8 protein-coding genes are annotated in these 15,024 nt (G+C 73.6%); 3 read left to right on the forward strand and 5 right to left on the reverse strand.

Features of this window, described 5'->3' with window-relative positions; genetic code table 11:
* Positions 1–62: 62 nt before the first annotated feature.
* Positions 63–1,649 (reverse strand): glutamine-hydrolyzing GMP synthase, encoded by a 1,587-nt coding sequence (gene guaA, locus ABT122_RS09125; protein ID WP_351547698.1) that lies wholly within the window; start codon positions 1,647–1,649, stop codon positions 63–65.
* A gap of 302 nt (positions 1,650–1,951) precedes the next feature.
* Between guaA and ABT122_RS09130 the strand changes: the two genes are divergently transcribed.
* From ABT122_RS09130 to ABT122_RS09140, 3 genes are all read left to right on the forward strand, one after another.
* Positions 1,952–2,368, forward strand: a complete 417-nt coding sequence (locus tag ABT122_RS09130; protein WP_351547701.1) for a chorismate mutase — start codon at positions 1,952–1,954, stop codon at positions 2,366–2,368.
* Between the two features lie 749 nt (positions 2,369–3,117).
* Positions 3,118–4,209, forward strand: a complete 1,092-nt coding sequence (locus ABT122_RS09135) for an LPXTG cell wall anchor domain-containing protein (RefSeq protein ID WP_351547703.1) — start codon at positions 3,118–3,120, stop codon at positions 4,207–4,209.
* A gap of 838 nt (positions 4,210–5,047) precedes the next feature.
* Complete coding sequence (locus ABT122_RS09140) at positions 5,048–5,695, forward strand: hypothetical protein (protein ID WP_351547706.1); 648 nt, start codon at positions 5,048–5,050, stop codon at positions 5,693–5,695.
* Positions 5,696–5,972: 277 nt separating this feature from the next.
* Here ABT122_RS09140 and ABT122_RS09145 read toward each other — a convergent pair whose 3' ends face one another.
* From ABT122_RS09145 to ABT122_RS09160, 4 genes are all read right to left on the reverse strand, one after another.
* The gene (locus ABT122_RS09145; RefSeq protein ID WP_351547709.1) at positions 5,973–7,895 is read right to left on the reverse strand and encodes a GMC oxidoreductase; all 1,923 of its coding nucleotides are present in this window, start codon (positions 7,893–7,895) and stop codon (positions 5,973–5,975) included.
* Positions 7,896–8,030: 135 nt separating this feature from the next.
* Positions 8,031–9,647 (reverse strand): succinic semialdehyde dehydrogenase, encoded by a 1,617-nt coding sequence (locus tag ABT122_RS09150; RefSeq protein ID WP_351547711.1) that lies wholly within the window; start codon positions 9,645–9,647, stop codon positions 8,031–8,033.
* Positions 9,648–10,009: 362 nt separating this feature from the next.
* Positions 10,010–11,713: a serine/threonine-protein kinase gene (locus ABT122_RS09155; protein WP_351547713.1), complete on the reverse strand. Its 1,704-nt coding sequence runs from the start codon at positions 11,711–11,713 to the stop codon at positions 10,010–10,012.
* 168 nt (positions 11,714–11,881) lie between these two features.
* Positions 11,882–14,902 carry a serine/threonine kinase C-terminal domain-containing protein gene (locus tag ABT122_RS09160; RefSeq protein WP_351547716.1) on the reverse strand — a complete coding sequence of 1,007 codons (3,021 nt, stop codon included), beginning with the start codon at positions 14,900–14,902 and terminating at the stop codon, positions 11,882–11,884.
* Positions 14,903–15,024 lie beyond the last annotated feature (122 nt).

Below are 15,024 nucleotides of genomic sequence, written 5' to 3' on the forward strand. Positions count from 1 at the left end.
GTGGGCGACGGCATCGGGACCGGTCCGTGCGGGCCGGGAGGACTACCCGGTCGGCGGGACCGCTACTCCCACTCGATGGTGCCCGGCGGCTTGCTGGTCACGTCCAGGACAACCCGGTTGACCTCAGCGACCTCGTTGGTGATGCGGGTGGAGATCCTCGCGAGGACCTCGTACGGCATCCGGGTCCAGTCCGCCGTCATGGCGTCCTCGGAGGAGACCGGGCGGAGCACGATGGGGTGGCCGTAGGTCCGGCCGTCGCCCTGGACACCGACGCTGCGGACATCGGCGAGCAGCACCACCGGGCACTGCCAGATCTCCCGGTCGAGACCGGCGGCCGTCAGCTCCTCGCGGGCGATGGCATCGGCCTCGCGCAGCAGGTCGAGCCGCTCGCGGGTGACATCGCCGACGATACGGATACCGAGGCCGGGGCCCGGGAAGGGCTGGCGCTGGACGATCTCGTCCGGCAGGCCCAGCTCCTGGCCGACCATCCGGACCTCGTCCTTGAAGAGCTGGCGCAGCGGCTCGACGAGCTGGAACTCCAGGTCCTCGGGGAGTCCGCCGACGTTGTGGTGGGACTTGATGTTGGCGGTGCCGGTGCCGCCGCCGGACTCCACCACGTCCGGGTAGAGCGTGCCCTGCACGAGGAAGGCGACTTCCTCGCCGTCGGCGGCGCCCTCGGCGACGATCTCGGCCTGGGCCTGCTCGAAGACGCGGATGAACTCGCGCCCGATGATCTTCCGCTTCTCCTCGGGGTCGGAGACCCCGGCCAGCGCGCCGAGGAAGCGCTCCTCGGCGTCGACGACCTTGAGCTGGACGCCCGTGGCGGCGACGAAGTCCTTCTCGACCTGCTCGGTCTCGCCCTTGCGCATCAGGCCGTGGTCGACATAGACGCAGGTGAGCTGGGAACCGATGGCCTTCTGGACCAGGGCGGCGGCCACAGCGGAGTCCACCCCGCCGGAGAGGCCGCAGATGGCGCGCTTGGTGCCGACCTGCTCGCGGATGGCCGCGACCTGCTCCTCGATGACGTTCCCGGTGGTCCAGGTCGGCTGGATGCCGGCGCCCCGGTAGAGGAAGTGCTCCAGGATCTGCTGGCCGTGGGTGGAGTGCATCACCTCGGGGTGGTACTGCACGCCGTACAGCTTCTTCTCGTCGTTCTCGAAGGCGGCGACCGGGACGACGTCCGTGGACGCGGTGACGGTGAAGCCCTCGGGCGCGGCGGAGCAGGCGTCGCCGTGCGACATCCACACCGGCTGCTCGACCGGGGTGCCCTCGAAGAGGGTGGAGCCGGGCTTGCTGACGTGCAGCGGCGTACGTCCGTACTCGCGCGCGCCGGTGTTGTCGACGGTGCCGCCGAGCACGGTCGCCATCAGCTGGAAGCCGTAGCACATGCCGAAGACGGGAACGCCGGCCTCGAAGATCTCCCGGTCCAGCCGGGGAGCGGCGTCCGCGTAGACGGAGGAAGGGCCGCCGGAGAGGATGATCGCCCGGGGGTTCCTGGCCAGCATCTCGGCGACCGGCATCGAGGACGGGACGATCTCGCTGTAAACCCGGGCCTCACGGACGCGGCGGGCGATGAGCTGGGCGTACTGCGCGCCGAAGTCGACAACGAGTACGACATCGGGCGCGGCAGCGGGAGACGCTGAGGACACTGGCGGCCTTCCGGCGGGGGGTTTCGGTTCTCCCGATTCTACCGGGGTGTGGCGACTCGTCTCCCGTCTCACCATCCGGGCCGGTCTTTGGTCCGGTGTCCTCTCCCGGTCCATACTGTGCGCATGCGTCAGCAGCAGATCTCCGTCTTTACCTATGGCACCGGGCCCGTCCGGCTGCCATGGTCGTGCTGCTTGAGCCACTGACAAGCGACTTCCCAGGCGCCCCGGGCCGACAGGTCCGGGGCGCCTCGCTGTTTTCCGGGTCTGTCGGAGCGGGGCCGAGATCACAGGAGCCCCCAGAGATGATCACGCACCCGAAGACCCCGAACCCCGACCCGGCCTCGGCATCGGCCTCGGCATCGACTGCGGCACCGGCACCGGCACCGGCACCGGCACCGATCCAGGACACCGCCTCCGCCGTGAGGCCGGCCGCGAGGAGCACGGCGGCGGAGCGGACCGGCGCCCGCACCGACGAGGCGGCGGGCCTGATCGCCGGCGCCCGGGAGCGGATCGACACGCTCGACGACCGGATCATCGGCCTCGTCCATGAACGGATGGCCGTGTCGGCGGTGATCCAGGACGCCCGTATCTCGTCCGGTGGCCGCCGGGTGAATCTGGCGCGCGAGACAGAGGTACTCACCCACTTCCGCGACGCGCTCGGAAAGCCGGGCACATCGCTGGCGATGACGCTGCTGGAGCTGTGCCGGGGCCGCGTCTGACGGGTGCGCGCGGGTGCGCGTCCGCGCGTATCGGTACGCGTCGGTACGCGTCGGCGCGCACCGGTACGTATCTGAGTTCGGGTCCGCTCTCACCCGTCCGGAGCGTGACCGGGGCCGGCGGGGGTTCGTTGGTCCCCATGTCCGCACCGGCCAGGGGCGGCACCGGAGAAGCACCACGGGTGACTCCGCTGGAGCGTGTGACGTGCCTCGGGCACGTCGTGGGACCTCGCGCCAGCGCGGGTGACCGGTCGGCAGGGGACAGCAGCCCGGTCACCCCGGGCGGCCGGTTCCGGGGACGCCCGGAACCGGCCGCAATCCGCTCCAACGGTTGCGCGAGCCGCGCGCCGTCCCGCACGATGCGACTGAACCCGGATCGAAGCACGGCGCATGTCCCGCGCCTGCCCCGCACGCCCCCGGCGCGCCGGGTCCGAGACACCTCTCCCAGGGCGGCGCAACCCCCCGGCGCCGCCCCGGCACCGACCCACAGCCCTGCTGTCGGTGCCGCCGCCAAGGGCCCCGCGGTCACTCACCGCGGGGCCCTTGCCCGTGCTCCGCGACGCCCCACTCCACCCCGGCGCATGCCTAGTGACGCAGATCACATAAGTTTCTTGTCAGGGCGGGCACAACCTTCCCGGCCGTATACCGGTCAATCAGGCGTATCAATGGCCTCACCCGTGTATTCCCGCTCGGAAGGCCCTTGCCCATGCGGTGCCGCCCTGGCGCGGCCCCCGGACGTCGTTGAGGTCTTCATGAAGCTCCGCCGCGCCATGGCCGTCGCCGCCGCGACCGCCGTCATGGCCCCTGCCACCTTCCTTGCCGCGTCCGCGGCACAGGCGACGGAGAACACGGGTGCCGACGGGCAGTCGTCCTCCGTGTCGCCCTCCGTATCGCCCTCCGCATCCACTTCCGTCGCGCCCTCCGGATCGGCTTCCACCCCGGCCCCGGAGAACAGCAGCCCGACCACGGGCGAGTCGAGCCCCGGCACGGAGAGCTCTTCGCCGGCCCCGGAGTCGAGCAGCCCCGGCCCGAGCGTCTCCACCTCCCCGGCGGCGAGCGGCTCCACCTCGCCGAGCCCCAGCGCGAGCCTCCCGAACCCCTCGCCCGGCGAGCCCGAGGAGTCGGAAGAAGAGGGCGAAGAGGGCGAGGAGGGCGAGGGGTTCCCCGACTGGTGCGAGGAGTCCACCGTCGCGATGTCCCTCACGGGGCTCCCCGGCAAGATCGCCGCCGGCAGCGGCTGGCACAAGTTCACCATCACCACCCGCAACAACTCCCAGGACACCCTCGCGGGCGTGGCCTACTTCGCGGGCGCCTCCGGCGACCGGATGGGCGAGGAGCTCTTCAACGACCGCCAGGTCCGGCTCCAGGCGCTCGACCCGGACTCCGGCACCTGGCAGGACCTCCAGGGCGAGGACGGGATTCCGGCCGGTTTCGCCGGCTGGTCCGACGAGCTCAAGCCGGGCCACAAGGCGGACATCAGCCTGCGCATCAACGTGCTCGCCGGTGCCCCGGCGGGTGCGGCCTTCACGCTCGGCGCCAGCCTCTACATGACCGAGGACGGCTCCTGCGAGGGCGTCGGCGAGGTCTCGTACCGCTTCGAGATCGTGAAGGCCGGTACGAACACGGACGGCACCAAGCCGCAGGAGGGCGGCCGGGCCCCGGTTCCGACCAAGAAGCCGGTCGCGGTGGGCACCGGCACCGGCTCCAAGGTCACCGGCACCCTCGCGGCGACCGGTTCCGACTCCGTGCTGCCGGTCATCGGCATCGTCGGCGGCATCGCCGTCGTCGCGGGTGCCGGAGTCGTCTTCGCGGTCAAGCGCCGCCGTGAGGACGCCACCGCGTAGGACCGTCGGACACCCCGGGCGCGCGGCACCGTGCGCGCGCGGTGGCGCACACCCGTACAGCACCGATGGAACGGGTCACAGGACACAGCGAGGCCGCTGCGCTCGGAGGGGGGCGCAGCGGCCTCGCTGTGTCCGGTGGCGCGGGACGGCCGGGTGACGGGGTGCGGAGCCCGGTGACGGGCCGGGTGACGGGGTGCGGAGCCCGATGGATGCGGAGCTGTGATCAACGCCGTGCACAACCTTCACGGCTGTACAACAGTCAACCAGTTACTCCCCAACAGCCCCATCCGTGTACCCCCACCCCGGACGGCGCTCCCGACCCTGGTGCCGCCCAGCAGCGCGGCCCCCAGACTCCGCCGAGGTCGTCATGAAGCTCCGCCGCGCTCTCGTGGCAGCCGCCGCAACGGCTGTCATCGCCCCCGCCGCCCTCCTCGCCGCTCCGGCCGCACACGCGACGGGGGACGAGAACCCCTCGTCCCCCTCGCCCTCCGTCTCCGCCTCGGCGAGCGACCCCGCCACCGACGGCCGGAGCAGCCCCGCACCGGACGCCTCACGGGGCGCGATCGGCTCCCCGGGTGCCTCGCCCGGCGGCGGCCCCGCGCCGGAGCCCTCCGCCTCTGCCTCTGTCTCTGTCTCCGCATCTCCTTCCGCTTCTGCTTCTGTTTCCTCTTCTGTCTCTGCTTCTGCCTCTGCCTCTGCCGCTGCTTCTACTTCCGTCACCGGCCCCTCCCTGGGGAAGCCCGAGCCCGGCGACGAGGGCGGGAGGGAGCCGTGCGACACGGTCGTCGACCCGAGCGACGAGATCGGCACCGAGATCCTCGGACTGCCCGCCAGGATCGTGGCCGGCTCGGGCTGGGTCGACTTCTCCTACCGGCTGACCAACAGGTCGGAGCGGACCAAGAGCGGTGTCTCGGCGTACGCGGAGGTCTACACCCCCGACGAGGACGGCGAGCACACCGCCCGCCATGTCACCCTCCAGTGGCAGGTCGACGGACGGTGGGAGCGGATCGACTTCGAGAAGGGGTACTTCGGCACGGCCGGGAGCCTGAAGCCCTGGGAGTATGCCGAGGTCAGGATGAGGCTGAGCATCGATGTCAAGGCGGAGCCCGGGACGGCTCCGGCGTTCAGCGGCGGGACGTACATCGAGAGGACGGAGGGCGGCGTCCACTGCGAGTTCGGCGAGGGCGCGGTTCACCGCTTCGAGGTGCTCGCCCCGGGCGGCAGGCCCGGGGAGGTGGACGAGTCCACGGGAGAGCGGGGCGGGGAGGAGACCGGGGGGCCGGGGGGAGGCCGGACGGAGGGGCCCGCGGGGCGACCGGCGAACCGGCCCGCTCCGCAGGGTGGGCTCCAGGAGTTGCCGGTGACCGGCAGTCTCGCGCGGACCGGGGCCGGGTCCGCGCTGCCGGTGATCGGCGCGATCGGCGGGGTTGCTGTGGCCGCGGGTGCGGGAGTTGTCCTCGCCCTCAGGCGCCGCAGCCACGGGTGACCCGAACGTCCCCGGATGGCCCGGGCGACCCCGGCTCTCCCGGGGGCACCTCCCGGAGCCGGCTCCGGGAGAGCTTGCGGACGACTCCCCCACCACAGGCAACCCGAACAAACCCAGCCCGCCCGGAGGCAACCTCCCGGAGCCGGCTCCGGGAGAGCTTGCGGACGACCCCCGCACCACCAGGAAACCCGAACAAATCCAGCCTGTCCGGCGATTGAGGACGGACCCCGCACCACAGGACCCCGCGCCCTGCGAACCACCGCCGGGGACCGGCCCCTCAGACGCCGGAGGGGCCGCAGGGGCCGCAGGGGCCACAGGGCCGTGGCGGCACCGCCGGCATCCCCAGGAAGGGGAGCCTCAGCTCCCCGAACGCCCCCTTCGGCACCACCGGTGACCTCGGCTCCACCGGAGCCAGCCGCGCATAGGCCGCCCCCTGCGCCGGGCGCGGGTCCTCTTCGCCCTTGTTCGGCCAGAGCGACATCGCCCGCTCCGCCTGGGCGGTGATCGTCAGCGAGGGGTTGACCCCCAGGTTCGCCGTCACCGCCGCGCCGTCCACGACCGAGATCCCCGGGTGCCCGAAGAGCCGGTGGTACGGATCGATCACCCCGGACTCCGCCGTCGCCCCGATCGGACAGCCCCCCAGGAAGTGCGCGGTGAGCGGGGTCCCCATCAACTCCCCGATGTTGGACCCCGCGAAGCCGTTGATCTCCTCCGCGAGGAGGGACGCCGCCCGGGTGGCCGCCTCGATCTGGGTGGGGTTGGGGGTGCCGTGGCCCTGCCGGGCCGTGAGCCGCCCCCGGCCGGGGCCGCTCCGCTTGCGGTAGGTCGTCAGGGAGTTGTCCACGGACTGCATCACCAGCCCGATGATGGTCCGCTCCGACCAGCGGCGGACGGAGAGCGAGCGCACCGCGAGGACCGGATGGCGCGCCATGTTCCCGAGCCACGCCGCCGCCCGCGCCCGGGTGCGGTACGGCACCTGGAGGATGGTCAGCCCGCCCATGGCGTTGGAGCCCCTGCCGTACCGCACGGGCTCGATATGGGTGTTCTCGTCGGGGTGGACCGATGAGGTGATGGCGACCCCCCGGGTGAAGTCCACCCGGTCGCCGCCGTGCCGCCTGCGGTAGCGGCGGCTGTCCGTCTGCGCGCCCACCAGCGCCTCGGAGTTGGTACGGGTCAGCTCCCCGAGCCGCCCGGCGATGCGCGGCAGCAGGCCGGTGTCCTTCATGGTGTGCAGCAGGGTCTGGGTGCCGTGGGTGCCGGCCGCGACGACCACCCGGGCCGCCGTGAACGTACGCCCCCGGCCCCTGCGGCGGCGGTCACTGGGCAGGGTGCCGACGGCGAAGCCGCCCCGGGAGTCATCGGTGAGGGTGACGACCCAGGTCATGGGGTGCACCACCGCGCCCGCGCGCTCGGCGAGGTGGAGATAGTTCTCGTTGAGGGTGTTCTTCGCTCCGTGGCGGCAGCCGGTCATGCACTCGCCGCACTCGGTGCAGGCCCTGCGGGCGGGCCCGGCCCCGCCGAAGTACGGATCGGGCACCGACTGGCCCGGCGACGCCACGGCGGTGCCGTCCGCGTCCGCGCCGTCGCCGAAGAACACCCCCACCGGGGCGTGGTGGAAGGTGTGCCCGATCCCCATCGCGTCCGCCGCCGCCTTCAGATGGACATCGGACGCGGTGGTGGTCGGGTTGATCCTGACTCCGAGCATCCGGCGTGCCTGGTCGTAGTAGGGCGCCAGCTCCTCCCGCCAGTCGGTGATGTCCTTCCACTGCGGGTCCCGGAAGAACGGTTCGGGCGGTACGTAGAGGGTGTTGGCGTAGTTGAGCGAACCGCCGCCGACCCCGGCGCCCGCCAGCACCATCACCTTGCCCAGCAGATGGATGCGCTGGATGCCGAAGAGGCCGAGCGCGGGGGCCCAGAGGAAGTTCCGCAGGTCCCAGGAGTTCTTCGGCAGGCTCTCCCGGGTGAAACGGCGCCCGGCCTCCAGGACGCCGACCCGGTACCCCTTCTCGGTGAGCCGCAGCGCCGCGACCGAGCCGCCGAAGCCCGAGCCGATCACGATCACGTCGTAGTCGTAGTCGTAGTCGCCGCCGTCGCCGTCGCCGTCGCGGTAGTCGTCGCCGTCATGATCAAGCCCGCGTTCGCGGTCAGGCACCGGGCCGGACTCCGGAGCGGGCTTCTGAACAGGGGTGATCTCGGACATCGCTCTCCTCACCGCGGAACAGCAACGGAACAGCAACGGAACACACCACGGACACGGAAACGGCCGGGGCCGGGGCCGGGGCCGGGGCCGGGGCCGGGGCCGGGGCCGGGGCCGGGGCCGGGGCCGGGGCCGGGGTCAGCGCAGCCCCAGGGCCTTCATCACCCGCAGGGACCGGCTCATGAGGACCGCGTACCCCTCGTCGTCCATCCCGAGCGCCGGCGCGAGCGGGAGCAGCCGCTGCTGGGAGACCGTCTGCGACTCGGTGTACTTGAGGATGCCCTCCGAGCCATGCCGCCGCCCCAGCCCGGAGTCCTTCATTCCGCCCATGGGCGACTGGACGCTTCCGTACGCGGCGGCGTACGCCTCATTGATGTTGACCGTGCCCGTGCGCAGCCGGGCGGCGAGGGCGTGGGCCCGCCTCGCGTCGCGGGACCAGACGGAGGCGTTCAGTCCGTACGCGGTGGCGTTGGCACGCTCGATCACCTCGTCCTCGTCCGTGAACCGGTAGAGGGAGACCACCGGGCCGAAGGTCTCCTCGGCGCAGACCGCCATCGGCGGCTCCACCCCGTCGAGGATGGTCGGCTCGTAGAACAGCGGACCGATGTCGGGGCGCGCCACCCCGCCCGCGACGACGGTGGCGCCCTTCGCCACGGCCTCGTCCACATGCCGTACGACGGTCTCCAGCTGGCGTTCACCGGCGAGGGAGCCCATGTCGGCGCCGTACGCGAGGGAGTTGCCGAGACGCATCGCCCTGGTGCGCGCCGCGAACCGCTCGATGAAGCGGTCGGCGACCGACTCGTGGACGTACAGCCGCTCGACGGCAACGCAGAGCTGGCCGGCCGAGGAGAAGCAGGCGCGGACCGCCCCGGCCGCCGCCTGCTCGATGTCGGCGTCCGCCAGGACGAGCATCGGGTTCTTGCCGCCGAGTTCGAGGGAGACCCCGATCAGCCGGGCCGCCGCGCCCAGGGCGACCTCGCGTCCGGTGCGGGTGGAGCCGGTGAAGGAGACATAGTCGGCGCGCTGGACGATCTCGGGGCCGATGACCGGGCCCTCCCCCAGGACGACCTGGAAGACCTCGGCCGGCAGCCCCGCCTCGACCAGCAGATCACGGGCCCACAGGGCGGTCAGCGCGGTCTCGGTGTCGGGCTTCATCACCACCGCGTTCCCTGCCGCGAAGGCGGGGAGCGCGTCGCCGATGGACAGCTCCAGCGGGTAGTTCCAGGGCGCGATCTGGCCGATGACCCCGCGCGGATGGCGCAGTTCGGTGGTCCTGGTGAGCACCGGGACGACACCCGCGTGGCGGCGCGGGCGCAGATGGGCCGCGGCCCGGCGGCCGTAGTGCCGGGCCGCGACGGCGACGGCCTGGATCTCCTCGTGGGCGTGGAGGCGGGCCTTGCCGGTCTCCAGCTGGATCAGGTCGAGGACCTCGGCCTGCCGTTCGAGCAGCAGATCGTGGAAGCGCAGCAGGGCGGCGGCGCGGGTGCGCACGGGTGTCGCGGCCCAGACGGGCTGGGCCGCGCGGGCCCGCTCGAAGGCCTCGGCCACATCGTCCGGGGTCGACTCGGGCAGATCCGCCAGTTTCGCCCCGGTGAAGGGGGTGTGGTTGGCGGTCCGGCCGGTGCCGACGACACCGCGGACGAGCTGGGCGACCACCTCGGGAGTGACCACGTCGGCGGCGGTGCGCGCACCGGCCGGGGCGGGGGCCGCGGGGTTGGTGCCGGGGGCGGCGGCGGGGGCCTTCGAGTCCGTCATGAGGGCGAGCGTATGCGGCGCTCGCCCTCTTTGGGTACCCGCGGGTAACAGCTTTCACCGGGCCTGCACCACCGCGCCAGCGATCGCTGGCACATCGGCCCTGATCAGGGGCTTGTCACCGGGAGCGGCCGGCGGGCGGACGGCTCGCAGATCCGCTGCCGCCACCCTGCTCCCGGGAAGGCGCGCCAGGCCACGGGGGCGGCGGCGGTTCGTCGCCCTCCTCGGCCGTCCCGGCGGTCCCGACCCGCTCCGGACAGATCCGGAGGACTCCGCCCCGGTCCCGGCGGGTGACGCCGGAGCCCGGACCCCCTTCGACCCGGCGGTACGGAGACCGTCCGGGGCGGGGCCGGCGGGGAGCGGGCTCACTCGGGGGGCCGCCAGCTCTGGAGCATGGTGTCGAACTGCTTCCGGCTCTCCGCCCAGTCCTCGACGGGGGCGGACAGATAGATCGCGTACTCGGTGCCGTCGTCGCCGTAGTAGACCTGGTTGATGCCGCGCCGGGAGCCGGCGGAGGCCCCTGCCGTCCAGGTGAACTCCCACACCGCGGACTTCTCGTAGTCCCGGAAGTCATTGGGCTCCAACCGCACCCTGGTGTAGTCCGGGAGCCGGCTGAGCGCGCCCTTCTCCAGCTTCAGCAGATGATCGTTCGGATGCTCGAAGTCGGGGGCGGGGTCGATACCGACCCGGATGTGGTGCTTCCCGTTGTCGGGTGTGTAATCGACCTGATCGGGGACAACGATCTGCCGGTTCCAGCCCTCCGGCACGAGGAGACCGAAGCCCTTCGGGTCCTGCACCCTGCGCCAGCCCTCCGGCGCCCGGTCCATCCCCTGGGAGACACCGTTCTCCGGGGCATCCGGGCCCTTCGGGGCATCCTGACTCCCCCCGGCCCCGGAACCCGCCTGGGTGCCGGGGCTCTTCGCGGTGTCCGGGCCGGACCCGGCACCGGCACCGGCACCGGCTCCCGTGCCGGCGGACTCCTCGGCCGTCATCGTCTTCCCGGCGGACGGGTCCGTCTCGTCGTTCCCGTAGTTCATGACCCCGTACCCGGCGCCCAGTCCCACCAGGACGGCCAGCGCCGCGGCCGCCGCCACCGTGCGCCGCCGCACGCGGCGCCGCACGCGCCGCCGCACGCCGGGGGCGGGCGGCTCGCCGGAGGCGGGCGCCAGGGGCTGGTGCACGGTCGGCGGCTCGGCGGATTCCGGGAGGACCCGGGTGCGGTACGGGGCCGGGCTCCGCCCCTCCGTGACCTCCCGGAGCATCTCCTCGGCCCGTGCGGTGGAGGGGCGGTCGGCGGGATTCTTGGAGAGCAGCGCCGTGATCACCGGCCCCAGGGGGCCCGCGTGCACCGGAGGCTGCGGTTCCTCGCCGACCACGGCCTGCATGGTGGTCATCGGCGATGTGCGCCGGAAGGGAGAGACGCCCTCCACCGCCGTGTAGAGCGTGGCGCCCAGCGACCAGAGGTCCGACGCCGGGCCCGGGTCCGCGCCCTGCACCCGCTCGGGCGCCAGATAGTCGATGGAGCCGACGATCTCCCCGGTCCGGGTGAGCGTGGGATCGCCCTCTATGGAGGCTATGCCGAAGTCGGTGATCAGGGCCCGGCCGTCCCGCGCGAGCAGCACATTGGCGGGCTTGACGTCACGGTGCAGGACTCCGGCCGTGTGCGCGGCGTCCAGGGCGCGCAGCACCTGGAGCCCTATCCGGGCGGCCTCCGGCGCGGGGACCCGCCCGGAGTCGCCGGTCGCGTCGGCGAGTGACGGGCCGTCGACGTACTGCATGACGATCCAGGGGCGGGCGTCGTGGTCGAGCACGTCATGGACCGTGACCACTCCGGGGTGGCTGATCCGGGCCGCCGCTCTCGCCTCCGTTCTGGTGCGGGTGTGGAACACGGCGCGATCGGCGCCGGATGCGTACATTCCCGCCGTCAGTTCCTTGATGGCGACCACCCGGTGCAGCACTTCGTCGTGTGCGCGCCACACCCTGCCCATGCCGCCCCGGCCGATGCTCTCGGCCAGCCGGTACCTGCCCGCTATGAGCAGCCCGGTCTCCGTACTCGGTGAGTTCTCCACGTCCCCGCCCTCACTTCCCGGTGGCCCAGATTACGGAAAGGGATCACGGGTGGGGAACCTCGGCCCTCCCATGTGCCCCACGCGTAACCGGACATGACGTGCGAACGCGGGGCGATTCTCCGGGCTGGTCTCCGGCATGGTCTCCGGATCGCCGGCCCGGCGGGGCGTTCAGCGGGTCTTGCGGTAGGAGTCCGCGGCGGCGCGGAACGCCTGGGTCACCTTGTCCCGCTGCTCGTCCGGGCCGATCACCTGGACCACGTGGTAGCGGCCGTCGAGGATCATCGCCAGGTTGCGGACGTACACCTGGCGGCCGTTGGTGTCCTGCCAGCTGAACTGCCCCTCGGCCATGACCCGCTGACCGACCTGTATGCGGCGCAGCCCCGTCGCCTCGGCCCAGGACGAGTCGCGGTACGGCTGGAGTTCGCGCTCCTTGTCCCGCTGGTAGACCAGCGGATCGTCGCCCTCCGTCGCCACGCTGTCCCGGCCGGGGACGACGATCAGGGTGAAGTCCCCGTTGCTGTAACGGACCTGGCCTATGTCGTTGATGGGGCTGCGGCGCCAGTCGCTGTCGACGGCGGTACGGAAGCCCTCGGGGTCCGTGCGCAGCGCGAAGCCGGTGGGGGCGGTACCCGCCGGAGCGGAGGTCTGGGGCTGCTGGGTGCCGGGCGAGCCGGTGCGGGACGGCGCCGGGGTGGCCGGCTCAGGACCGGGGCTCCTGGAGGCCGTGGCCCGGGGTTCCGAACTGCCCTGCGGCTCCGGGCCCTCCTCCTCGCCGGCCTTCGGCATGAACTTCACGGCATAGGCGATCGCCGCCGCCATGAGCAGCAGGATCAGCACCAGCAGCAGCCGGCCCAGCGTCCGGGGGCCGCGCCGCTCCGGGCGGGGCTTCTTGTGGCGGTGGCGGCCGTGGACGACCTCGGCCGAGCCGCCCCGGCGCTTGCGGACCAGCTCGCCCCGGCGGCGCACGACGGGGAGCCGGCTGCCGTCCACCGCGCCCGGCGGCAGCGGCACCACGCCCACGCCCGCCTCGGGCTCGGGGGCCGAGCGCACCAGTGAGCGCAGCCAGCCCCTCAGCTCCTCGACATCGGGGCGCTCGGTGGGGTCCTGGCGCAGCAGGGACTCGACGACCGGCCGCAGCGGGCCGCACTCCTCGGCGAAGGCGGGCGGCTCGGAGCAGACCAGCTGGACGAGTTCGGGTGCGCTCTCCTCGGGGTAGGGGGCGTGGCCCTGGACGGAGCGGTAGAGCAGCGCGCCGAGGGCCCAGAGGTCGGTCGCGGGGCCCACGGGTGCGGCGAGCTGCCAGTTCTCGTGAACGGGGCCGGCCTGTTCGGGCGCCCAGCGCTCGGTGACCGCGCCGACGACGGCGATCCGTGCCTGGCGGGCCCGCTCGGCGGCCAGCGGGGTGGCGGGGCCCCGGTAGACGGGGGCCTCCGCGCCCGCGACGACCTCGTCCCAGCGCCCGGCGGCGGGCCGGCCATCGGCGGCGGGCAGGGGCTGCCGCTGGGCATCGGCGCGCAGGGCGTCGGCGGCGCCCCGGTCCCAGCTTCCGGAGCCGGAGGAGGAGGCCGATGCCGCGGGCAGGGGCGTGCCGGCGGAGCGCGGCTCGGGCAGGGCGGGGGGCCGCTCCTCGGGGCGCGGCGCGCGCACGCCGTAGGGGTCGTTCTCGCGGATGGTGCCGGGGGTCCCTGGCCCGGCGGGCGGGACCGGTGGCAGCGGGCGGGGAGCCGGGGCCGGGGGGAGCGCCCGGGGCTCGGCGGGGAGGAAGCCGCCGCCGGCGGGGAGCGGCGGGGGGCCGTCCTGGCCGCCGGGGAAGGGGCGGTCGTGCCAGGTGCCGGCGAGCCGGGCGTACCCGGGCCGGTCGTCGTCCCCGGCGTCCCAGCCGTCCCCGTCGTCCCAGCCGTCCGGGCCGTGGGCGCCGTCGCGGTCGCGGTCGCGGTCGCGGTCGCGCGGATCGGGCCGGTCGTGAGAACCGTCCCGGTCGTTGTACCGGTCGTCGTTCTCGTCCTCGTCGCCGGGCGGGATCGCGCGGGAGGGCTCGCCGGGCCTGCGGGCCCACCAGTCGGGGTCGTGGCCGCTCTGCACGGGCGGCCCGCCGCGCCGCTGCTCCTCGCTGTCCCGGGCGGCGGCGCGCGCGCCCGCCCGGTAGGCCGCGATCGCACCGGAGCGCGCGGCCCGCGCGTCCGGTACACCGCTCTCCGGTACGGGAGGGAGGCGCGGGGGGCCGGTGTCGTCCGCGTAGGGGTCGTGGCCGGAGCGGCCGGCGTACCCGCCGCCGGGTCCGTCCCCGTACTCCCCGTACTCCCCGCCGTATCCGTCGTGGGACCCGTGGGCCCGGTGGACCTCCTGGCCGCCGCCGCCCATGTCGTCGTCCGCGTCGGCGTCGGCGTCGGCGTCGGCGTCGGCGTCGGCGTCGGCGTCGGTGTCGGCGTCGGCGTCGGCGTCGGTGTCGGTGTCGGTGTCGGTGTCCACAGTTTCGATGTCGGCGTAGTGGCCGTCGTCGTCCTCGGCGGTGCCGGCCTCGGGATAGGCGGTGAGCGGGCCGTCCTCGTCGTCGTAGAGCGGGAGGTCGTCGGCGAAGGGCTCCGGCACGTCCTGCGGGACCGGGGCGTATCCGCACAGCGCCTCCTCGGCGGCGCCCGCCGCGAGGCCGGTGAGGACGACCCGTCCGTCGTCGCAGACCAGGACCGTGCGGGTGGTGATGTTCCGGTGGGTCCAGCCGTGCGCGTGCAGGACGAGCAGGGCGGTCAGGACATCGGATGCCACCTCGGCCGCCCGGTAGGGCGTCAGCGGCTGTTCGGCGAGGAGGGCGGCGAGCGGGCGGGCGGCGACGCGCTCACTCACTATCCACAGGGACCCGGCCTCGGCGAAGACATCGAAGACCTGGTCGAGCCGGGCGTGGTCGGGGATCGAGGCGGCGGCCTGCGCGGCCTCGACGGCGCGCAGAACGGCGGGGTCGGTGGGCCTGCGGACGGCGCGGCCCTGGGTCCTGCGGGGGGCCGCGGCTCCCGGCGGGCCGTCGGTCTCGACGACCTCGGCCTCCACGACCTCCGGCAGCGGGACCTGGCGCACCAGCACTTCCTGGCCGCTGTAGGTGTCGAACGCCCGGGTGACGACCAGTTCGTACTCATCGGCCGGGGGCAGCGGAAGGCGGTAGCGGTCGGCCAGCACCCTTCCCGCGTAGTCGTCCATGTCGCCTCCCCTCGAACGAGCCGCCGTTCACCGGCCCCGGCAGGACACCGGAGCGCCGACGTACTTCCCTATGGGTCAATTCCGGTCGTGCATCCGGCTGTTGCCGTGGCCTCTCCGCCGTG

Origin of the sequence: Streptomyces sp. NPDC001985 (assembly GCF_040296845.1) — a bacterium.
GTDB lineage: Bacteria > Actinomycetota > Actinomycetes > Streptomycetales > Streptomycetaceae > Streptomyces.

Excerpts from the sequence above, each read along its gene's own strand:
- ABT122_RS09160 (WP_351547716.1), bottom strand. The coding sequence starts at position 14,902 with ATGGACGACTACGCGGGAAGGGTGCTGGCCGACCGCTACCGCCTTCCG.
- ABT122_RS09145 (WP_351547709.1), bottom strand. The coding sequence starts at position 7,895 with ATGTCCGAGATCACCCCTGTTCAGAAGCCCGCTCCGGAGTCCGGCCCG.
- ABT122_RS09135 (WP_351547703.1), top strand. The coding sequence starts at position 3,118 with ATGAAGCTCCGCCGCGCCATGGCCGTCGCCGCCGCGACCGCCGTCATG.
- ABT122_RS09130 (WP_351547701.1), top strand. The coding sequence starts at position 1,952 with ATGATCACGCACCCGAAGACCCCGAACCCCGACCCGGCCTCGGCATCG.
- ABT122_RS09150 (WP_351547711.1), bottom strand. The coding sequence starts at position 9,647 with ATGACGGACTCGAAGGCCCCCGCCGCCGCCCCCGGCACCAACCCCGCG.